The sequence below is a fragment of the Belliella aquatica genome (assembly GCF_014637795.1).
GTDB classification, from domain to species: Bacteria; Bacteroidota; Bacteroidia; order Cytophagales; family Cyclobacteriaceae; genus Belliella; species Belliella aquatica.
On record NZ_BMFD01000029.1, the window covers coordinates 1 to 25,824 of the forward strand.

6 protein-coding genes are annotated in these 25,824 nt (G+C 39.8%); all 6 read left to right on the forward strand.

The window, feature by feature from the left end; translation table 11 throughout:
• Positions 1-540 precede the first annotated feature (540 nt).
• Positions 541-2,322 carry a tetratricopeptide repeat protein gene (locus tag IEV57_RS18815; RefSeq protein ID WP_188444586.1) on the forward strand — a complete coding sequence of 594 codons (1,782 nt, stop codon included), beginning with the start codon at positions 541-543 and terminating at the stop codon, positions 2,320-2,322.
• A 401-nt stretch (positions 2,323-2,723) separates the two neighbouring features.
• Complete coding sequence (locus tag IEV57_RS18820) at positions 2,724-3,686, forward strand: phage tail-like protein (protein WP_188444587.1); 963 nt, start codon at positions 2,724-2,726, stop codon at positions 3,684-3,686.
• 98 nt (positions 3,687-3,784) lie between these two features.
• Positions 3,785-13,240: an HYR domain-containing protein gene (locus IEV57_RS18825; RefSeq protein ID WP_188444588.1), complete on the forward strand. Its 9,456-nt coding sequence runs from the start codon at positions 3,785-3,787 to the stop codon at positions 13,238-13,240.
• A gap of 212 nt (positions 13,241-13,452) precedes the next feature.
• Positions 13,453-14,391 (forward strand): PorP/SprF family type IX secretion system membrane protein, encoded by a 939-nt coding sequence (locus IEV57_RS18830; protein WP_188444589.1) that lies wholly within the window; start codon positions 13,453-13,455, stop codon positions 14,389-14,391.
• Between the two features lie 347 nt (positions 14,392-14,738).
• Entirely contained in the window at positions 14,739-15,053 is a 315-nt protein-coding gene (locus tag IEV57_RS18835) for a hypothetical protein (RefSeq protein ID WP_188444590.1), read from the forward strand.
• Between the two features lie 62 nt (positions 15,054-15,115).
• A partial coding sequence (locus tag IEV57_RS18840; protein WP_188444591.1) for an MBG domain-containing protein occupies positions 15,116-25,824 on the forward strand: 10,709 nt, incomplete at its 3' end.

Genomic DNA, 25,824 nt, shown 5'->3' on the forward strand with positions numbered 1-25,824 from the left:
CAGTTTGGCTTGCTCTTCGACAAGATGCGCATTGGTTATATCTACGAGATGCCGATGCTGAGAAGCTACTTACTTCCCAATGTGACGCATGAATTCATGTTGACCTATGCCTTATTTGGAGATAGGAGAGGGATGATTTGGTAGGGAGAGTTAAAATACCCGTCTGATGTGGAGGATTTTAATGTTTGGAGGACTGAAGATTTGCGGTCCTCTTTTTTTGTTTAATTGCTTATCTGTTTAATTGTTTAGGAGGCTATTTTTTGTTCGCAGTCTTCTCCTATAACTGTTAAGAGAATCAAACCCAAGATATTCACAAAACCTTTCTTTAACCTTAAATCTTTTTCCTTTTACCTAAAGCGACCATTCCTTACGGGAGGTAGACACATCGCGAATTCCCAAAACTCACACATAGTTTTAAAACACTTACTTTTTCAGTCAAACTAATTTTAAGCATTTAATTTACTTTAAATTGCGTATTCACTTTTTTTGGAGTCACTTTTTATTTAATACATCTAATTTTAAAAATATTAAATAGACTAGATGAAAAGATTTGCTTTTATTTTCACTCTCATCCTCCTGCTATTTCAGTTCAATTTAGGTTTTGCAAATGATGACAAGACATTTGAAAAAGTAGACTTAAAAAAGAAATTGGAGCGATTAAATTTTTTATTAGAGACCGATTCAGAGAAGTTTTATTTGGAAGCTAATACAGTTGAAAGCTTGATGAGACAAGATGCGGATCTTGCAATTGATTTTTATAAATTGTTGTCAGAATATCATTACGCTAAGGGAGAGCACGAGACAGTAATTTCAAATCTCCATCAAGCCAAATCTTTTATTAAAGAAAAGAATGTATCCGAATTTCTCAAAGTAAACCTAAACCTGGGAACAGCTTTTTATTTTTTGAATTATGTGGATTCAATGGAGTTTTATCTAAATATTGTAACTGATAAAGTTGGTCAAAAGGACCCTATATATCCACAGTATCTCTTGGCTCAGGGAATGAAAAATCAACTGGTTTCGGATTACCTTTCCTCTATCGAGACGATCATTGAAGCAATCAAAATACTGGAAAAAGTCAAGGATAAAAGGAAATTAGCTATTGCTTACAACAATCTGGCAATCAATTATGGCCATATAGATCGGTTGGATTTGCAACTTGAATACCTGCTCAAAGCAGTAGCTCTTAATCAAGAACTTGGGAATAGCTATCAATTGATCATGAATTACAATAATTTGGGTGTGAATTATAAGAATTTAAAAGATTTAGAAAAATCTATCTATTACTATGAACTAGCTTATAATGAACTTTTAACTTTTGAAAACTCATTTTTATTGGCGCAAAACCTAATGAACAGAGCCAATGTCCATGTACTTTTGGATGAATATGAAATGGCAGAAAAACTCTTTCTCGAATGTGAAGCAATCTGTGGAGCAAATCAAATTCTACACGGTACAATGCTTACAGCCATCAATTTGGGAGATTTGTACAGAGTACAAAAGAAATTTTCACAATCAGAAATTAAACTTCAGGAGGCTTTGCTGATCACTAGATCTTTGAAAGCTAAAAAAGAAGAGGGGCTAGTAATACAAAACCTATCAAACTTAGCGAAAGATCGAAAGGACTATGAAACAGCGCTCTCCCTATTTCAAAAATATCATTTCTTGAATGATAGTATACTGAATCAAAAAGTAAAAATGGAGGCAAGTGAACTGAGGGAGAAATATGAAATGGAGAAGAAGGAAAATGAAATCATTAGTCTATCTCAACAAAAACTCTATCAACAGTATTTCATTGCCTTGGTCGTAGTAGCCTTATTGATTTTCATCGTATTGGCGCAAGGGTGGAGAAACAAACATCGGATTGCTAAAGAAAACCTCAATGCAGCCAATAAGTTAGCTAAGGTAAAAGAAGAGACTATCGCTGCTAGGGAGAAGGACCTGATGGATCAAGTCATGGAGAAAGTAGTGCTACAAGAGCATTTAAACACTTTGCTTTTGAAAATTGAAAATCAAAATTATGAAAGTTTGGCTACCAAAGTAAAGTCTATCCAAAAAAAGCAAAATCCTTGGGATGGGATGCTCCATAAATTTCAAATGCTGCATCCTGAATTTATCAATTCACTTACTAAAAAGCACCCTGTCTTATCCAAAGGAGATGTGGAGTTTTGTTCGTTAATGCGGATGAATTTATCAAACAAAGAAATTGCCCAAATGCTGCATATCAATGTGGACAGTGTTTTTACAAAGAAGTATAGGATCATGAAAAAACTCGATCTTCCAAAAGATACTGATTTTACTAGCTTTTTACACAGCCTGTAATCTTAGGCCTTAAATTTCACTTTATTTCACTACAAGAACATGTTTTATTTCCGTGTATTTTTTACTTTTTCCTTCCTATGTACTTCATAGACTCTTGTCCATCAGACTTGAGTTAAATTAGGGCATTGTGCTATTGTTTTCTCGATCAATCTATTGAAATCATCCATGAGCATCGAGCTATTTAAAATTTTTATAAACTTTCTTTTTCACTAGAAAAGAAAGCATGAAATCTATTTGTTTATTAATGTATTAAATGAAAAGATTCTTTTTGTAAATTAAATTCATTTTAAACATAATTTACTTTTTTGTCTATGTTTTGTCTAGGTACAAAAAGGCTGTTTAAGAGTCATTTTTAATAGCTTTACTCTTTGATTTATCACAAAAAGTTTTCGATCTGAATTATGAAAAAAGTTCTACACACATTAGCTGCAATTTTAATCAGTGTTGTTTCATACGCACAAGTAGGTATTGGTACAGATAATCCTGACAACTCTGCCATGCTTCAAGTAGCCTCCTCCGAAAAAGGTTTTTTGTTGCCTCAGATGACTTCCACACAACGGAATGCTGTTTCTAGTCCTGCCAATGGCTTGCAGGTATACGATACTACTACCAACTCCATTTGGTTTTTCAACGGGAGCTATTGGGTGAATACACAAGCCATGGCTACTGTGGGAGATGTGAAAAGTGGGTTACAGACAAATGACCATTCTGGATGGGTTCTTCTAGATGGACGTTCTATTGGTACCCTCTCCGATAACCAAAAGGCAGCTGCTAGTGCTCTCGGTTTGTCTGGGACTTTGCCCAATGCTGCTGATGCTTACCTAGTGCAGAATGGTGGCTCTATGGGAGCTATATCTGGATCTAATACTGTCACTTTAACACAAGCAAACTTACCGAATGTTTCCTTTTCTGGAACAGCCGCGAGTGCAGGGGGACACACGCATACAGTAGACCCAGCTCCTGTAGATACAGATTCTAAGGGTAATCATACTCATACAGTAGACCCAGCTCCTGTAAATACAGATACTAAGGGTGAGCATACTCATACGGGTTCTGTAGGAGGATCAAATTGGCTAGGTGGAGGAACTCTTACAGGAGGTTTTAATGCAGGGACATTTCCTTTCCAAATACCTAATTTAACAATTAATCCTGCTGGAGATCACTTTCATACAGTTGATATTCCTAGCACGACTTCATCCGAAAATGGTGCCCATAAGCATTCAATTGATATTCCTTCGACGACTTCATCTTCAAATGGAGCCCATACACATGATGTCACAGTTTCCTCTGGCGGTTCTGCTACTCCTGTTAATGTTGCTCCAAAAAGCTTGAGTGTGAATATGTTTATCTACTTGGGACTTTGATTGATTTGAGTTTAAAGTATACTCAAGTGGAATTCTCTTTTTTAAGGATCAACTACCTGATCTGATCTACAATCGGCTTTAGAGCCTATCCATAGCTTATGAAAAAACTTGTACTCTTGTTTTTGTTTGTATTGCCACAGTACTTACTCGCCCAGAGTATTGTATCGACTGGTAATGAAGTGATTTTCGTGCGCCCTAACACCACAGTATCAACTGTCGATGGTCTGGAATTGAAAGGCTCCTCACAAAATAGGTTAAGCCTTCCACTTTCTTTTAATTTCAATCAGCTATCTCCCTACAATAATAGAGTGCTGATGGGAAATCCAAACGTGGTATATCAGGTTCGCTCTGTATCTACCAATGGGAGCGCTGATTTTTTTACCGATATTCCCTATGCAGGAAGCCGAACCAAAGCTGAGTTTGGGCTTACCAACAAATCCGCGACGGGGGATTTTAACTTAAGGCTACAGCAAAGCAGCAGGATAGACTATAATGACATCCCGCTAGAATGGATCGTTTCCAAGTCAAATAGCAATGTAGGAGATAGGCAGGATTTGATTTTTAGCTGGGGCGAGGAGCTTGAGCCAGTACTTATTCCATTTAAGCGACTCTTTGTTTTTGATCCAGCGACTGAAGAATGGGAGCAGCTTCCAGAGGACAATACCACTGTGGATGAAGATGCCAATAGGCTCACCTTCAGTGAATACGATGGAGCGCTAAGTAATACCCGATTTATGCTTGCTCAGGCCATTCCGCAAATTAATTTGAACGGAACTTTCACAGACATTCTTTGGTGTCCGGAAATTGCAAGCCCTTCCCAAACTTTTACGGTAGAGGCTTTTGATTTGACGAACAATCTGACAGTAACTGCTCCTGCCAATTTTGAAATAGCTTTGTCAGAAGAAGGGACTTATTTAGATCAATTGGTCATTGCTCCATCCAATGGAAAAGTGCCGCTTACTACCTTATTTGTAAGAATCAAAGCCACTGCATCCGCTTCAGGCACCTTTTCTATTGTGGCTAGTTCTTTTGATGATACTTATACAGTAGATTCTAAGAGTATTTCGATTACAAGCATTCCCGATATTACACCTCCAGTATTATCCTTGCGCAATCTCACCTTGTTCCTTGATGACAATGGCCGAGCTTCTTATACAGTTGAAGATATAGATACAGGGTCTACAGATGATTGTAATGTGAACCTGTATGCCTTCCCCAATGTGTTCAGCTGTGGGGATGTGGGAGTGAATAATGTCTTGGTTTTTGGTATTGACAAAAGTGGAAACATTACTTTTTCTGACATTACAGTTACCGTATTGGATAATATTTTCCCGACCATTACAGCTCCTGAAGATTTGACTATAGATGCTGATGCTAATTGTACAGCAAGCGGTTTTTCTTTGGGTAATCCTGTCGCTGATGACAATTGTAACGGATTTACGGTGACAAATAATGCTCCATCTGTTTTCTCAACTGGGACTACTACCGTTACTTGGACAGTCACCGATGCTTCAGGTAATGTTGCGACCGACACACAGCAGGTGACTATAGTGGATACTACGGCACCAACTATCACTGGGCCTGGTTTAATCACCGTCAATGCAACCGATAATTGTACCATTGCGAATGCTGATGTTGACTTTCAGTTGACGACAAGTGACAATTGCGCAGTTACTTTATTGGAAAATGATGGTCCTATAGCATTCGATTTAGGATTCACAACTATTGTTTGGACGATATCAGATGCAGCAGGAAACACCTCCAATTTCACCCAAATGATCCGAGTGGTGGACAATACAGGGCCGGTTTTTGGAGTTTTGGCAGATATTGAAATTCCAGCAGATGCCAATTGTGAGGTTGCTGGATATAATTTATCGAACCCTCAAGTAACAGACAATTGCAGTATTGCGTCCATCAGCAATGATGCGCCATCATCTTTCCCAATCGGCACTACTACGGTTACATGGACAGCAACAGATGTCAATGGCAATGAATCTACGGCAACCCAAAAGGTAATTGTGTTGGATCAAACAGCACCTGTCATCACCTGCCCAACTCTGGAACAGACTTATGACAACACTAAAGGACTTTGTGGCCTGCTTGTCACTGGGACTGTATTTGACGCCCAAGCAACAGATAATTGCGAAGTGATTAGTCTGACTCATAATTATGGAGGTGCTAATAGTTTGACCAGTTTATCGGGTGCAACATTCCCAGTGGGAACCACGCCAGTTACCTGGACTGCAACCGATGCTGCTGGGAATACTTCCTCCTGTACCATCGATGTGGTTATAGAAGATAAGGAAGATCCTGTTTTTACCAATTTCCCACCGAGCACTTTGACCGTGGGGACTTTCACCTGTGGTAATATTTCCAATTGGAATATCCCTACGGTTGCTGATAATTGTGGCATTCAGAGTTTGGTTCAAACTGCTGGTCCGGCACCAGATGCCGTTTTATCAGTAGGGACTTATATAGTCAGCTATAAAGTAACAGACATCCATGGAAATGAGAGCATTCAAAGTTTTGAATTGCTAGTAGATGACAGCAATTTACCTCGATTGGTTTGCCCGGAAGATCTGATAGCTCAATCCACAGATACTGGATCTTGTACTTGGACTGCAGACGAGACTTTAACGCCCAAGCAAGCCACAGGGAATTGTATTGACCTCACTTGGTCTGTTGTATTCCCGGATGCAAGTATCGTTTCTGGTTCTGGATCCGTGGCGGGAACAGTATTTCCATTAGGTACCAGTACCTTGACTTATAAAGTAGAAGATAATTCAAACCAAGTAGTCACATGCACCACTCAAGTTACCATAGTAGATCGTGAGTTACCGATTATTACAGCACCTGTTGCAATTGTGATCGGAGCAGATACTGGAGAATGTACTGCTAGCGGTGTAAATTTAGGAACGCCTACGATTTCGGATAACTGTGGGGTAGCTTCAGTGACAAATGATGCACCATTACAATACCCATTGGGAACGACCACCGTCACCTGGACAGTAACCGATAACGCTGGCAATACAGCAACTGCCACACAAACAGTAACTGTTCAGGATAATGAAAGCCCTACTATCACCGCCCCAAATGATATTACTATTGTGGTGGATGAGGCTTGCGAAATTGAATCACCCATATTAGGAGATCCTGTAATTGCAGATAACTGTGGATCAGTAACAGTCACGAATAATGCACCGGCTGTATTCCCTGTGGGGGAAACTCTCGTTACATGGACAGCAACAGATGAGGCGGGTAATACGGCAACCGATACCCAGTTGATCAAGGTAGAGGATATAATAACTCCAACATTCATCAACTGTCCAGATGATATTACAATAGGGACATATACAGGCTGTGCCACTGGGCCAACTTGGAAAGCGCCAATTCCAGTAGATAATTGTGGGATTGCGTCCTTTAGCCAAATCAGCGGACCAAGTTCTGGTGATGTATTGGCTGTGGGTACTTATACTGTAACTTATAGAGCTGTAGATCATTCGGGCAATGCCTCAGATTGTTCATTTGATATTACTGTCACCAATGATTCAGACCCTGTCATTGTATGTATGGATGATATTACAGTTTCGACAAGCGATCCGGCTGGTTGTATCTGGATATCCGAGCCCAATTCATTGAGTTTGATCTTAGCGGAAGGGAACTGTCCGATTGCTGTTTCCTATACCATCACTTCCCCTTCAGGTTTAGTTACTACAGGTGTAGGTGATGCAAGTGGCGAAATCTTTCAGGCAGGAACAAGCATTTTGACCTATACTGTTACAGATGACAATGGAAAAACCGCCTCCTGTTCCTCCGAAGTAAAAGTGATAGAATCCATTCCCCCAACGATTCTTGCACCTGCCGACATAACTGTGGATGCTGATGGAAGCTGCGAAGCAGTAATCGAAAGTCTAGGTGTTCCAGTCGCTACAGATAATTGTGTGATTGTCACAGTGACTAATGATGCCCCTTCATCTTTTCCAATTGGAACAACAACTGTAACCTGGACAGCAACCGATGCAAGTAATAATACGGCAACTGCGACGCAAAACATTACAGTAGTAGATAACAATGCTCCTGTTATTGCAGATTTGCCAGCAAACATCAGTATTGGTAACGATGCAAGCAGTTGTGATGCAACCGTGACTTGGACTGCTCCAATAGCCACGGACAACTGTGCAGGGGTAACTTTAACAAGTACACACGACCCAGGGGATATCTTCTCATTAGGAACAACAACTGTAACTTACACAGCAACTGATGCGGCTGGTAACACAAGTTCCGCAAGTTTCACAGTAACAGTAAACGATACAGAAAATCCAACTATTACGCCACCAGCGAATGTGATAGTGGATGCGAATAACTCTTGCTTTGCTTTTGCTGTAGCTCTGGGTACTCCTAGTACTGCAGACAACTGCGGTGTGGCTTCAGTGACAAATAATGCACCTGGTATCTATCCTCCAGGAGTTACCACTGTTACTTGGACTGTAACAGACAATGCTGGTAATACTGCAATTGCCATACAAACCGTAACAGTAAACGATGTCACACCCCCTATGATTTTTGCACCTGCGGACCTTACTGTTGATGCTGGTGAAAACTGTGAGGCCATTTTTTCCAGTCTTGGTAATCCAGTTGCTTTTGATAATTGTGGAATGGTTACTGTGACCAACGATGCACCTTTATCTTTCCAAATTGGAACCACTGAGGTTACTTGGACTGCAACTGATGCGATGAATAATACATCGACTGCTATACAGCTCATTACTGTAATCAATAAGCCAGCTACAGCTTTTGCAGGTCCAGATGCAGTAGTTGCGTTTGGGCAGAGTTTTACCTTATCTGGGGCGATGGCGAATAATTACACTTCCTTGAACTGGAGTGCATCAAGCGGTACTTTCAACAATAAAAATGCCTTAAATCCAACATATACTCCTTCTTTTGGATCATTGACATTTATTGATGGAGTGGCAATTGTGGAATTGACTTTAACTGCTTCATCAGTGACTGATTGTGGAGGTCCTTTTGTTTCTACAATGTTCTTGACTATCACAGAGAAGCCTGCTGCAAATGCAGGGCCTGATGCAGCGTTGTGTATCTCTGATGATATGACATCGGATGTTTATGAATTGACAGGGACAAGTGCTGCAAACGGAGCAATCAGCTGGATTACCAGTGGAACAGGTACATTTGCAAACGGTACAACACTGACCCCAACCTATACACCAAGTGCTGCTGATATTGCAAGCGGTTCGGTAACCTTGACCATGAGAGTTACAGGAGAAGGTGGTACAGATACCGACAGCATGGTACTCACGCTATGGAGACAGGCGCTTGTATCTGCTGGTCCTGATGCGGTAATAGCAGCAGGAAACATGTATACTTTGAGCGGAGCTACGGCTTCAAACTTTGAGACCTTGACATGGACTGCTCCTAGCGGTACGTTCAATAATAAAAATGCATTGAATCCAACTTACAATCCTGACTTATCAGCCTTGAATTTTACTGGAGGAGTAGCGTCAGTGGAGTTAAGATTGACAGCAAGCGGTCTTGGCAATTGTGTAGATGCCGTAGATACAATGGTCTTGACGATCAATGAAAATTCTACAGTGAATGCAGGAGCTGATGCAGAGATCTGTATCACAGGAGATCCTTCAAATGATTTTCACAAACTAATTGGAACAAGTGCTGTAAACGGCACAATCAGCTGGAGTACGAGCGGGACGGGAACCTTCGATGATATCACTAATCTTAATCCTCGCTATACTCCGAGTTTATCGGACATAGCAACAGGTTCTGTGACCCTGACCCTGACAGTGAGCGGTGCAGGCGGAAGTGTAAGCGACAGCATGGTGTTGACATTATGGAGCCAAGCTTTAGCCCAAGCAGGTTCTGATGCAGTGGTAGCAGCAGGATTAAATTATACATTGAGTGGTGCCCGTGCGTCAAATTATGAAAGTTTATTTTGGACTGCCCCAAGTGGTACATTCAATAATTCCAACGCTTTGAATCCAATCTATATTCCAGACCTTTCAGCTCTGACCTTTGTTGACGGAGAGGCGACGGTAACTTTGACCTTGATAGCCTCTGCTTTTGGTAATTGTACTGATGCTGTTGATACCATGCTCTTGACCATTACAGAAAATCCAGCAGCAAATGCAGGAACTGATGCAGAGATCTGTATTACTGGTGATGCATCGATAGATTTATATATACTTTCAGAAAGTAGTGCAGCTAATGGATCAGTAAGATGGTCAACAAGTGGAACAGGTACTTTTGATGACCATAAGCTGCTCCATCCTCAATACCGCCCAAGCTTGTCAGATATTGCTTCAGGCTCAGTTACCCTTAAGCTATCTGTCACCGGAGAGGGTGGTACCGTGAGCGATGGCATGGTATTGACATTATGGAAGCAAGCGCTTGTCAATGCCGGCCCTGATGCAGTGATGGCAGCTGGTGGGGTTTATACTTTGAGTGGTGCCCAAGGATCAAACTTTGAGACCTTGACTTGGAGTGCACCAAGTGGAACATTTAATAATTCCAACGCTCTGAATCCAACATATATTCCAGACCTTTCAGTTCTGAACTTTGTTGACGGAGAGGCGACAGTAGCATTGACTTTGACAGCAAGTGGTCTTGGTAATTGTGCAGATGCTGTGGATACCATGCTATTGACGATCAGTGAGAATGCTGCGGTAAATGCAGGCGCTGATGCAGAGATTTGTATTACAGGAGATGTTTCAAATGAATTTTACAAACTAATTGGCACAAGTGCTGCAAACGGCTCAACCCGTTGGAGTACGAGCGGAACGGGAACCTTCGATGATATCACTAACCTGAATCCTCGCTATACTCCGAGTCTGTCTGATATAGCAACAGGTTCTGTGACCCTGACCCTGACAGTGAGCGGTGCAGGCGGAAGTGTAAGCGACAGCATGGTGTTGACATTATGGAGCCAAGCTTTAGCCCAAGCAGGTTCTGATGCAGTGGTAGCAGCAGGATTAAATTATACATTGAGTGGTGCCCGTGCGTCAAATTATGAAAGTTTATTTTGGACTGCCCCAAGTGGTACATTCAATAATTCCAACGCTTTGAATCCAACCTTTATTCCAGACCTTTCAGCTCTGACCTTTGTTGACGGAGAGGCGACGGTAACATTGACCTTGACAGCCTCTGCTTTTGGTAATTGTACAGCTGCTGTTGATACCATGCTCTTGATCATTACAGAAAATCCAGCAGCAAATGCAGGAACTGACGCAGAGATCTGTATTACTGGTGATGGATCGATAGATTTATATATACTTTCAGAAAGCAGTGCAGCTAATGGATCAGTGAGATGGTCAACAAGTGGAACAGGTACTTTTGATGACCATAAGCTGCTCCATCCTCAATACCGCCCAAGCTTGTCAGATATTGCTGCGGGCTCAGTTACCCTTACGCTATCTGTCACCGGAGAGGGTGGTACCGTGAGCGATGGCATGGTATTGACATTATGGAAGCAAGCGGTTGCTTTTGCAGGTAATGATGTTACTATTTGTAATACAAATACCTATCAGGTTTTAGATGCAACTGCAACTAATTATAGTACGCTGCAATGGACACATAATGGTAGAGGTCAACTTCAGGGAGCTAATTCTCTATTTCCTGTTTATATTCCAGAGAATGATGAATTTGATGTTGTTAAATTAACACTAACGGTTATTCCCGAAGGAGCTGCTTGTAGTCCTGTTTCTTCAAATATGCTTATTGATCTAAGAGATAATCAAGCACCAAAAATTGATGCGCCAGATGATCTTACAATTATGATCACTCAAGGTTGTAATGTAGAGGATGTCTTTTTAGGAACGCCAGTGGTATCTGATAACTGTGCAATCGAATCATTCAGCAATGATGCGCCTGCTAAATTCCCCCTAGGAGAGACTAAAGTTACTTGGACTGTGATTGACGCAGCTGGCAATACTTCAAGCAGTGTACAGTTAGTAAAAGTCATAGACAATATGCCACCGAAACTCACTGCTCCTATTGATTTAGTGATTGATTCAGGTCAAAATTGCGCTGTGGAGTTGTTGGATTTAGGCACCCCAGAATTTTCAGATAATTGTCAGGTAGTAAATGTTTCGAATAATGCTCCTAAAGTATTTCCAATAGGGGAGACTTTGGTCACTTGGGAAGCGACTGATGGCAGCGGAAATATGACTCAAGCTATTCAAAAAATAATTGTTAAAGATAGTGTAGCTCCTACAATCATAGCTCCTGCTGATATTACTCTTTTTGCAAACAATTCATGTGCTGCATTTAATGTAGAATTAGGCCAAGCTGTAGCTGCGGATAATTGTGCAGTACTATCCGTATCCAATGATGCTCCAGTTATCTTACAGGTTGGTCAGCATAAAATCACCTGGACTGTTATAGATACTTCCGGAAATAAGGCGATAGCTGAACAACTTGTAACAGTAATTGACAATACAGCTCCGTCTGTCGTGGTAAAACCAATTACAGTAAGCTTAGAGGCTAATGGTTTAGTAGTTATTACGCCAGATATGGTAGATAATGGTTCATTTGACAATTGTGCTATTGCCAATATGACTTTGGATAAGACCCTTTTCACAGAAGCAAATGTTGGAGATAATTTAGTAATACTGACTGTGACTGATATTCATGGAAATACAGCTTCTTCTTCAACGAATATCAAAATAGAACCGTTTGGTATTTCCTCTAATCCGTCTTTTATATCTGGGATAGTCTATGAATCTAAAGATTATTTTGTGAATTGGGGATCAGACGATTTTGGAGATGTATTGCCTGACAGTTTAGAAATAGTTACAGGAAACGGATTTATTGTTAAGCTTCCTGTGATTTGGGATACCAAAACGATCAATAGCTTGAGTAGAGGATCCTATCCAATTACTGGAGCTCTGGTATTGAATCAATACATTACTAATCCTTTTGAAATTAATGGACAAGTCACGGTACATGTATTAGCTAAGCCTTTCCTTCAGGAAGTTACGCTTACGAACAATACTTTTGATAGTCAAACTGATCTTATTGATGTCCCAATTGGAGACTTTATCATAACTGATGAATATGATCAAATTCATATCATCAGGTTAGACCCTAGTCTAGGTGATAATAAGTATTTCAAGTTAAGAAACAGTACACTGTATTGGAGTACTTTCGAAAGGCTAGAAGGTAGGGAAGAGTTTGTTATAACGATCCAAGTGGAGGATAGAGATGGAAATATTTTTGATAAATCATTTACTATTACTAGACAAAGGCCAAGTTTGTTCGATATAACAATATTCAATATGTTCTCTCCAAATGGTGATGGCGCTAATGATAAATGGGGAGTACCTGAATTGAGATTTTACACGGGTGTTCGAATTCAAGTATTTGAAAGGAGTGGAGCTGTAGTCTTCAATACGACTAACCCTGATGAATATTGGGATGGTACGCATAAAGGTAAAGAGCTGCCAGTAGGAACTTACTTCTGGATTATAGAGGTCAAAGAGACAGGAGAAGTAAGAAAAGGAATGTTGAATCTGCTTAGAAAATAAAAGCTAAGTAAAAGGTTAAAGGGACTAGGGAAAAGGAAGGGCGGAACGTTAAGAAATGATCCCTTTGGATCATTTTAGTTCCGGGCCAGGATGTAGGGGTGGGTATTTAGAACCTTTTCCCCTAAATAAAACCAGCGCTGCAACCTGGCCCTTCGCTAAATTAGTCCACTGGACTAATTTTTAACGCTCAGTCCTCCTCAAAATATAAAATCATGAAAAAAACAATATACTTATTCATAGGAATAGCCCTTGTAACGACAACGGATATTCTTGCTCAATCAAGAAAATACATTTCTCAATTCAGCCACTTGCAGGGCTACTACAATCCAGCGCTGACGGGTTATGAAGGTTCTATGCTAAGAGGTTTTGTCCGGAATCAGTGGGCAGGCTGGGAGGGAGCACCGAAGACTTACTTTGCTTCGGCAGAACTAGACTTTGGCCAACTCTCGGGTCAAGCCTCAGGAGATATCCTAGGCAAGAACGCGGCAGGCATCTCTATCCTGCATGATCAGTATGGAGCTTTTGCAGAGACGGAGTTTGTGGCTAGCTATGCCTCAAGAATCCAAGTTGGAGAGAAGACCAACCTGAGATTGGGAGCTGGTTTAAATTACCGCTCTATCCGTTTGGATGGAAATAGTATGACAACAGAGCAAGCAGATGATCCGATAGTAGGTCAATACTTTGGGAGTTTCTCTAATATGCAAGTGATAGACTTCAATTTGGGACTTGCCCTGACACACCCAAGTTACTATGTGTCCTATGCAGTACACCATGTGAATCAAGGAGCGATCAACTCAGGAGATATATTCATGGAGAGAATGCCTAGAGTAGGCATCTTCCAGGCAGGTTACAGAAACAGGATCAATGATAATCTGTCTCTAGCGACAAACTTCATGTACAGAAGTCAGTCTGATTTACCTGATAACTTAGAACTCAATCTCAAAGTAGTATTGAAAGAAAAGGTTTGGATTGGAGGAGGACATAGAATAGACTACGCAAACAACTTCCAGTTTGGGATGCTCTTCGATAAGATGCGCATAGGCTACATCTACGAGATGCCAATGTTGAGAAGCTACTTGCTTCCGAATGTGACGCATGAATTCATGTTGACTTATGCGCTGTTTGGAGATAGGAGTGGGATGATTTGGTAGGGAGAGTTTGAAATGACTGTCCGACGTTGCGGATTAAAACTTTGGGGAGACTTGAAATCTGACTGTCTTCCGAATGTTTAATCGTTTAACTGCTTAATTGTATAGAAGGGCAACTCCGTAATTTTTACGATTCCAGTCCTTTCGTCTTTGACCTTCTCTCTAAAACTACATATTTATATTCACCAATTGCCTTCGCTTAACGTTTTAACGACTTGGCCTCTGCGGAAGAATTAACGCTTTCTTTATAATGCTACTGAACTAATTCAATGAAATAGATATACAAATCCACTACAGAGAAATTTTCAATAGAGTTCTTAAAAAACTTGTAAATATTCAAAAATCATAATATGAAAAATTATATCATCCTTGCGCTTGGTTTTATGCCTACACTTGCATTTAGTCAAGAAGTGACTACAACTGTTAATTCAAATTTGCCAGACTCAACCATTTTAAAGCAAGAGGTTACCACTGCTCTTAAGTCTTCTTTACCTGACTCTACGGCCTATATTGTGAATGGAAAATTTACACCAACCAAAGATCTAAAAAATATTCCCCAGGATTTTATTAAATCAGTTAGTATAGTAAAAAGGGATACCGTAATTAATAAACAAAAATACGAGGCTCAAATTTTTATACTTCTCAAAACAAAAGAAGAATATTAAGATTTTTTCAAATCTAATTAGAAGTCATACTACGAATACATCGATTTAAAGAAAGAATACTAATGTATAATAAAATATTATTTTCAATAATCTCCTTCATATTATTGACTGGTGGATTGAAAGCTCAAAATTTCATTATCAATCCAAATACCGATGGAGGCTTTGAAGGAGTACACGGTTGGACCATTGTCAATCATCCCAATGGTGAAAACAAATGGTTTATTGGTACAGCCGAAAAAACCAACGGACAATTTGGAGCGTATGTATCTAACAATATAGAAACGCAATCCCTAACTTCTCCGCAAAGTGTAAATGCAGTGATTTATATGTACAAGGATGTTGTGGTACCCTCAAATACCTCTTCAATTTCTTTGTCATTTAATTTTAAAAATCCTTCTAATTCAAATACTCCACCTAGAGTATTTTTTGCGAAGACTTCTTCTTTTGATCCGGTTCCTAGAACTAACCTGATTTATAGCAATATCACTGCTATCACAAAAGTTTTAGCAAATGAACAAAATTGGGAGCCTTACACTAATTCAGATCCTTTGGTTCAGGATAGGCTGGTGACTTTTACCTCCAGGACTCTTGAACCAGGAGAAAGCTATAGAATTTTGTTTGAATGGTCAGCGCTTCAACAAGGTAGCTTTACTCAAACTTCTCCCCCAACAATTTGGCCCACTAATCCACGAATTGTTTCTAGTTCTGATACATACACCCCAGGTACTACAAATACACACAATTTAGTTTTTGATCAAGATGGTCAGAATTATGAAATTGTATGGTCAATTGAAGGAGGTGCTGTCATTCAATCAGGTCAAGGAACTACAACAATGACAGCTTTTTACCCATTAGGATTAACCGGAATTCAAACCCATAAAGTTAATCTATTTGCGGTGCCAAGAACTCCTACATTTGAATCAAATGCGATAAATAGTGGATTAATCGCTATTGATGAAGTTTCATTATCTTATATCGGAGTTCCTAAAATTAATTCTTTAAGTGCGAATAATGGACAAATAGGCTCTCAGGTGACGATAAATGGTGAATTTTTTGATTCAAATCCTGTAAACAATATTGTCCACTTAGGAGGGATGATATGTAATGTGGTTTCAGGAAATGCGAATTCTCTAACCGTGACAATTCCAGCTCAAGTAGGAAGTTCTTTTTTTACGATTACTAATTCAACTACCAAATTGTCTGCCATTGCTCCTGTAAAATTCACTCCGATTAATACAGCTCTTGCAAATGCAGTTTACAAGTCGCATGAGTATTTAAACCTAGTATTTGAGAACCCAATTAGTTTCTCTACTGCTTTTTCTTCAAGCTTTGATCAAAAGTTTGCTTTGGTGGATCTTGACCAAGATGGCAAACTTGACGTAATCAGTTACGGAAGTAATGGACAGCCAAGGTTTTTAAGAAATCAAGCCATTCAGGGGAAAGTAAATTTAGAAACATTTGAAGCAGTTTCAACTCTTACTGGCATTACCCCTACATATTCACCTAATTCCTCAAGGAGTATCCTTTATGCAGATTTTAATCACGATGGAAAAATTGATATTGGCGCCTCAAATAATGTTAACAATGGTGGATTTTTAAATCCTAACACTTTCAGTGGAATAAGTTCAAGCTTAGGGAATAGTGTTTCTATTTTAGCTTCTGGAAATAACTATAAGGTCAATGGTGCATTTTTACCTTTTGATATCAACAGGGATGGGAAAATTGATGTTTTAGGGATATCCTCAGAGCAAGGAAGAGTGCGACCTTACTACTCAAGAAATACCACTGCCGATGGAAGCTTTGGGTTTGAAACGATAGAAAGCAATAGAACATTTGACTTGTCTGAAGCTTATGGAGGTGATTTTGGTGATTTCAATGGTGATGGAGCACATGATGTAGTTTATGGAGCCAATGGATTTGTTGTTTTGTTGAAAAATGAGACCAAGCAAGGCACCCCATTTACGTCTAATTTTTATTTACAAAGAGTGGCATTATTGCCTTTACCCAACGCTTCTAATAAATCCTATTCTGTTAAGTTTTTTGATATCGATGGAGATGGTTTACTGGATATTATTGCCACAAATGCGTCAAGTCCATTTATCCATATTTGGAGAAATTCTGGAAATGACTTTGGAGTTGAGCCTAGAGTTGATATTCGGATTAATGGATTGCTAAATACTGTCGGATTAGCAATAGGAGATCTTAATGGTGACGGAAAACCCGACCTGATTGTAGGAGATTGGGTAAATAATGTTGGCTCCAAGATTGCTCACATTCAAAATCAATCAAATTCTGGTGCTATTTCTTTCGCAGAAAGAGAAATAGTAGCTGAGTCTAACCATAGCTATCAACAATTGGAACTTGCAGATATCGATGGTGATGGTAAACCGGATATTATAGGAGCAAATGTTTCGACCAATACCTTAGACGTATTTAGAAATAGAGTTTTTGAATCAGGTATTATAGAGGGAAGTCAAGAGCTGTGTATAGGAATTATCCCGGATGAAATTACTTCGTTAGATCCTGGACAGGTAGTAAGCGGAAATATTATTTACAACTGGCAAAGTTCTACTAGCAGTGAAACTACTGGTTTCACTACCATAGCAAATGAAACTTCTGCCACACTCAATACAGGTAATTTAACTCAAATTACTTATTTTAGAAGGGGGATTGCAAGTTCAGATGATCCCAATGTTGTCTATTACTCAGCACCAGTTGAAATTAAAATCGTTCCTTTACCAACAATAACTGAAGCTGATGATGTAACGATTTGCGGCACAGGTTCAGTCCCCTTGTTCGCAACTACTTCTGCTGGCGATGGCTCTTTTGTGAATTGGTACGATGCGGAGACAGGTGGGAATTTACTTGGCAGAATTGCTTCAGGAGAAGTATTTAACACCCCTGATATTACCCAAAATTCCATATTTTATGCAGAGGCTGAAAATGCCAATGGATGTATTGCAGCTAATCGGGTAGCAGTGCAAGCTATTCTTAACCTTGCGATCCCTTCGATAACTTTGGGTACGTTTCAAGATACGCAATGTGATGCGGGGGAATTTACGCTAACTGCTTCTACGAGTTCTGAGGCAGTAATCAGATGGTATGATGCACCTACAGGAGGAAACTTATTGCGAGAAGGAAATGCTTTCACTACCCCATTGCTTACTACAAATACTATTTACTACGTGGAAGCGAGTAATTGTAATGGAGAGTCTCAAAGGACTGCTGTACCTGTCACCTTGATAGAAACACCAAGTATTGTCAGTGCTTCAAGCCTTACTGCATGTCAGTTTACTACGGTTTCACTCTCGGCTCAAGCATCTTCAGGAACCTTAAATTGGTACGATGTGCCAACTGGTGGTAGCGCAAATTCAGCTTTTGCTACGATCAATAACCTAAATGCTAATACAACTAGGTATGTGTCTGCTTCGATTATGGTAAATGGGGTGACCTGTGAAAGTCCAAGAACAGCTGTGACGGCTACTATGTTGGCTGCACCTTCTATTACGAATTCAATTAGTAACCCAACTGTTTTTGGTGCAAATACATCATCACTTTGGGTTACAGAGCCCTTTGGTTCCTCGGTAAGTTGGTTTGCAGATCAGGAAGGTACACAATTGCTATTAGCAAATAATAGAAACTTCACTACACCTACAATTAGACAGACTACTACTTTTTATGCCATAGCCACAAGCCTTACGACAGGCTGTAGATCTCAGCCTAGAGCAATCACAGTAACTTACTCAGGTCCTTTATTCGATGGCTTGGCAAATACATTTGCATCAACTAATCAGGAAAATGTAAACATCAAAGCAACAGGATTGAGTAGGCTTTCAACCTCCACCGATTGGATTTGGCAGCGCTCAGACAATGGAGGAATTACTTGGACCAATCTCACAGCGAGTCTTGATGCGGGTGTTACTTATTCAGGATTTTCGGGAAGAGGAGGGACTAGCTCTACGCTGATTATTTCCAAAGCAGATCCGAGAATCCATGGATTCCAATACAGGCTTAGGTTAATTGGTACATCTTCTGGTCATGCTATCGAGACCAATCCATCTATCCTAACGATTGCGGATGTGTATGGAGAGTGTGAGGAGGGGGATCTAGCGGTTACAGATTTCACATCTTCAACCTCGAAAACTGGCCTGACGACTTTAGCAGGAGCCGAATTTGTGAATGATAAAACCAAACTCTCAGATGGCAATACCCAAACAGGTATGGTGGTCTTGAACTCTCAGACTTTAAATGTCACCAGTTCCTTGAGTTTTGATGGGGTGGACGATCAAGTTGCAATAGGACAACCAGCATCGATTCAACCTCTTACTTCTGCTATTACGGTAGAAGCGTGGGTCTATCCAAGAGCTTTTGGAAATGATTGGTTCAAATCTCCAGTTGTTGAAAAAGATGGGCAGTTTGGCCTTAGAATTGGATCAAAAATAATTGAGAGATGCTATCCTGGAGGTCCTCCCGATTATTATTATTGTTATGATGAAACCGTTGGGGGTGTTGTAGCCTTCACTGTTATGAATGGTAGTAAAAATGAGTCTATTATTACCAGTGAAAATACCATTGCAGCCAACACTTGGTCACACCTTGCTGCAACCTACAACGGTCAAACACTCGTCTTGTATGTGAATGGAGTTAAAGTAGGCGAGAGAATTAATTCTCAATTTACGACTACAGGTACAGGTGGTAATTTAATCTTGGGAGGAAGTGGATTTTCGGATAGAGATTTTAATGGGATCATGGATGAGGTTCGAGTTTGGAATACGGTAAAATCCCAAGCAGAAATTCAGGCATCCATGAATTCGAATGTTACTGGTAGCGCGGGTCTTGCTGCTTACTATAAATTTATGGAAGGAGCAGGAACCCAATTGAATGATTTATCTGGTAATGGTGCCAATGGTACTCTGAATAACTTCTCTTTTTCAGGTAATTCCAACTGGTCAACATCTGCACCATCCACACTTGCCTCAGATGTCAAAAAATTGGCTTCTATCACAGCTGATCTAGGTACCTCTGCTACCATCAATGGCGTCAAACTTGCTGGTTTCTCTGGTTTGAAGGATGGTTCAACTACAGTTACTCCTAACTTCAACGGAGGATATGTAGAATCCAGTTTGGATGGAACTACCTGGACTAGACAGATCTCCTCGATTCCAAACTTGCAAATCAATGGAGATAGACTAGCTCTTAATTCGGTGACGGCACGATACCTGAGAGTCACCAAAGAAGATCAAGGAACAAATAATTATTTTGGTCTCTCTGAAATGACTATTTTAGGAGGAGGTTATGAGACTGTTCCTTATTTTAGAGATGCTTTACCAGCCGAGCAGTATGTGCTTACTGGTACAGAGCTGAAGTTAACAGCTGTTGCAAATGCGATTCAAGGTCAAACAATTTCAAGCTACCAATGGAGTAGTAGTTCCAGCCCCGTTTCAGATTCATTTGTCAATCTAGAAGATGGTGCAACAGTGGTGGGAGCAAATACTTCCAGTTTGACTATTTCCAACTATATCAATGGCACTCCAACATACTATAAACTGACGGCCACCCAATCCAATGGATGTGTGGTTAGTACGCAAGTATTTGTAAACTTGGAAGCTGAACCTTATTACCCACTGACTACAGCTACTGCTATATTGCATAACTTAAGTTCCTGGACTGTAAATACCAATGGATCAGTTGGTTCTGCGCCAATAGCTTTTGCTGATAATAAATTTTTTATTTTACAAAATTCAAGTGGAGGAACTTATGAAATTGGTGCAGATTGGACTAACGATGGGACTTTAAGGTTGAATGGGTATTCTTTGACCATTCCTTCAACCTTTGATGCTACAATTCATGCCATTAATGGATTTGGATCAAGTGCCTTTGTGAAAACATTACGTACAGATTTAAATAATAGCACAGGAAAAGGATATTTAAGATCATTAGTTTCTTCTTCAGCAAAAACTTTCCCAGTAGGAACCAATACAGCCTATGCTCCGGTAACGATTACCAATAATTTGGGTACAGATGAAATCTTTTCTGTCAGGGTTTTTGATGGTGTAGGAGGTACTCCAGGTGATAATTTTGTTAAGAAGACCTGGGTAATTGCCAAACAAACCAATGTCACCTCAGGAGGAGGTCATTTAGACATTACTTTTGAATGGGATCCTGCTGATGTGGAAGGAAGTTTAACGGAGCCTATGTTGTTTCATTCGACAAGTGGTTCAAGTACTTCTTGGTTGCTAGTCCCTACCAATAGGTATAACTCAATTGAGAGAGGAAGTAATTTTATTACACTTAAAGGATTTAGAGGAATTTTAACAAACGCACCTAGAAACTTTGTTATTAGGAATGCTGCACCTGCCATATCCTCCGTTACACCTAATTCAGGAGGAATAGGACAAGAAGTGGTTATTAATGGAAGCTTTTTCAATGGAGCGACTGCTGTGACTTTTGGGAATACAGATGTCAATGCGAGTTCATTTGAAGTAGAAAGCTCCACTAGAATAAAGGCGATAGTATCCGCTACTACTCCTGTTGGTTTAGGGAGAGTTAGGGTAGTTACTCCGGGAGGCACTGCTCAATTAAATAACACATTTACATTTGTAGCTGCCCCAACAATAAGCTCGATCAATCCTACAAAAACTGGAGAAGGTACTCCAGTAACCATTACAGGAACGAATTTTACAAATGTATCCCAAGTAACGATAGGCGGTATAGTCGCTCAAGTTGTGAGTGTTTCGGCTACCCAAATTATCGTGATTGTACCGCAAGGCGCTATCTCAGGTGATATTCATGTAAATGCGTCTGGCGGAAATGTTTCGATAGCAGGATTCGAATTGGGAGTACCTCTTGTTACATCTAATAAAATAATCTCATGGCAACCTAAATTGACAACTTCAGGTACATGGCCTTCAGTTTCAGCAACCAAAAATGCTGCTATAGTAAATGATGGTTTATTAAATGTTTCAGGGCTTAATGCTTTAGCAAACTATTCCACTACTTCTGGGATAACTCAAATGAACTGGATCATCCCAGCCGCACTTCCAAGTACATTAGATGTTGCGGCTGCACCTTACATCAGTACGAGTTTTGACAATGTTAATGGAGTAAAGTTTGAGCGGTTTGTCATTCAAGGTTTAAACGTTACTGGCACTACTAAATTACAGTTAAGGTGGTCAGTTGATAATTTTGCCTCTAGTTTAGGAGAATTTACACCTCGAAGATTAAATACTTGGGAGACTACAAGTGCATTTAGCACTTCAAACTACAGGTTTACTTCTGTCAATTTATCTTCTTTACCAATTGTAAGTTCTGGTCAAAACATTGAGTTTAGAATTTACGCCTATGATAACAGTTCATCAAATCAAAGAATATCTTTTGTGCGTAGAAGTACGAATAATATTTTGACTGATGACAACACCTCTTTTTCTTTGACTGATTCTGACGATGCTATTTCTATTTTTGGTTCTTATAAGCAAGATCCAGGTTTAGCACAAATCAACAATATAGAAGCATTGCTTACCGATCGACAAATTCGATTTGATACACCTGTTTCGAATACGAATGGGGCGATTAGCATCACTACACCTGAAAATAATGGGGTGGCTGAATATGCAAATAATCAGCTTGTATTTAAAGGAGCTGGAACTACTACAATCACAGTCACTCAAGCCGAAACGGCAGATTATGCATCAGCTGTAAGAACTGCGACTATTACGGTAAAGGATTATCCTCAGATTGAATTCAATGATCGTTATGCTACAGTAGATGACGACCCTCAAAAAATAAATGCTATTTCCAGCAGTCAGGGTGCGATTACTTATCAGTCTAGTAACTCCGCTGTGGCTACGGTTTTTGGAACTACCATGAGCATTCAAGGAAAAGGAGTCGCTCTCATTACCGCCGACCAAGCGCAGAATGGTTTTTATTTGGGTGCTCAGGCTAATGCACTTGTACTAGTAAAAGATAAAAACAAGCCTGACCCTACCCTGTCATGGATAGGTCAGTTGAATAAAATAATAGATGATGTGACCTTTACTTTGCCATCTGCTACTAGCAATAGTTCGGGAACAATTCGCTACTACTCTAGCAATCCGCAAGTAGCAACAGTTACCAATAGGACTGTGAACCTTGTTGGAAATGGAGTAACGGTATTGACTGCTGTACAGGAAGAAAGTACTACACACAATTTGGGTAAAATCATCACCCTCTTGGTGGTTGGGGATCCATACAAGTTAGATGCTCAGTTGACAGGATTATTAGATTACACCAAAACAGTAACCGATCCTGCATTTGTAATTGATGCGCCAAATTCAGAAAGTGAAGCAGTTATTCAATATGTAATTGGTGATGATCGAATTGCTACGATAAGTGGGAATACCATTACATTAAAGTCCAATGGAACAACTCCCCTATATGCATATCAAAGAGAAAGTGCTACCTATAAGGCAGCAGTTACATCTTCAACGCTGGTTGTGGAGTTGCCTGAAAGACCTGCAATTGAATATACAGATGCTTTGAATTTGTCTTTGGGAACAGCTATTACACCATTGGTTCCATCATCCTCGGCAGGGGTTGTTTCCGAATACAGTGTTTGGCCACCCTTACCAGCGGGTTTGTCTATCAATCCTCAGGATGGAACAGTTCAAGGCACGCCTACAACACTTGCTAATAGAACTACCTTTAATGTAAAAGGAAGTAATTTTGGGGGAGTAGCGCAAGCTAGTTTTGAATTATCAGTAATTGATATCCCACCTACAGGATTATCATACACTAGTCCGCAAGTATATATAAATGGACAAACTATAACACCTTTACTGCCTTCAGTAAGCGGGGGCAACGTTGTTGCTTACAGTGTTACTCCTGCTTTGCCTTTAGGGTTAACCTTGAATACCCTTACAGGAGAAATTAGTGGCACCCCATTGATTAATTCTGATCAAAGTGCATATACTATTAGTGCAGTCAATTCAGGTGGAGTTGATACTTTTGAGATGATTATTGCCGTTATTGATACAGCGCCTTCGAGTTTATCTTATGTATCTCCTATCGTCTTGTCTAAAGGTGAGTCTATGACTCCAGTAGGTCCTTTATCCAGTTCGGGTGGTGGAATTACATCTTATACGGTTGTTGGAACGCCATTACCAACGGGGCTTTCTATTAATGCCCAAACAGGTGAAATCTCAGGTATTCCAAGTGTAATTGTAGTACTTACCGACTTTACAATAAGGGGAGCGAATGTTTCAGGTTTTGTAGATGCTGTTATTCAGATTATTGTAAATGATTCACCTCCATCAATTACTTATCAAACTCCAATTACTTTAACAAAGGGAGAGATAGTAAGCACGATTGTTCCAGTAAATAATGGTGGACAAGCAAATCAATGGCAGATTACTCCTCAATTGCCAGCTGGTTTATTGTTTGATATTCAAACTGGCGAAATTACTGGGAAACCACTTGTGTTATCCCCTGAAATTATTTATTCAGTAAGGGCGGAAAATTTAATTGGATCTTCAGAATTTGAATTATTACTTTCGGTAGTAGATGTTGCGCCAAGTAATTTGAATTATACAACATCTTCAATTACGGCAGTAAAAGGTCAAGCTATATCTCCGGTTATTCCAAATGCCTCTGGTGGTGATATTATATCTTATAGTATCTCACCTTCATTGCCAGCAGGGATGAATTTCGATACCGAAACTGGAGAAATATCAGGTACACCTGAAGGATTGTTGCCAAGTACTTTATTTACGATAACAGCAACAAATAGTGGTGGCAGTACTACCACTTCTTTTACGCTAATAATTAATGATGTACCACCTTCAAATCTTACTTATTCCTCTTCTTTTGGATCGATAGTTAGAGGTGTACCTTTCATATCAAGTGTTCCTAATTTTGATGGAGGTGATATTGTATCTTATTCAATTGTTCCTTCTCTTCCTACTGGTTTAACATTGGATCCAAGTACTGGTGTAATTAGCGGCACCCCGCAAAATCCATTTGATTTAACTACCTATACACTTACAGCCACAAATAGTGGGGGAAATACTTCTTTAGATATTTCTTTTGCTATTCAAAAAACACCTTTGACTATTCAAGTTGAAAATGAAACAAAGGTATATGGTGATTTGGATCCTACTTTCTCTGTTATATATAGTGGATTTGTGTTTGGAGAAAATGAATCGAATTTATCTGGAGTTCTGTCTCTTCAAAGAATAAATGGAGAAGATGTAGGAACATATATTATCAATGCATCAGGATTGACATCAACAAATGCTTATGATATTTCCTATCTACCAGGTGACTTAGTTGTTTCGGCTTTGCCTGTAACAATAGTCGTTGAATCTAAGAATAAAGTTTATGGAGACACTGATCCAAGTTTAACCTATGTATCAACACCTGGAGAAGGGAGTACCTTAGCGAATGGGACAGAAGTTTCATTTACAGGATCACTTTCTAGAGAAATAGGTGAGGACGTGGGGACTTATTCGATCTTGCAGAACACCTTGGCGAATAGCAACTACACGATTTCGTATACAGGTTCGGAACTGGAGATTAATCCACTTTCGGTAACTGTCAGTGCAGAAGAGAAAGTTAAGACTTATGGAGAAATTGATCCAAGTTTAACCTATGTATCAACACCTGGTGTAGGAAGTACCTTAGCGAATGGTACTGAAGTTTCATTTACAGGATCACTTTCTAGAGAAATAGGTGAGGACGTGGGGACTTATTCGATCTTGCAGAACACCTTGGCGAATAGCAACTACACGATTTCGTA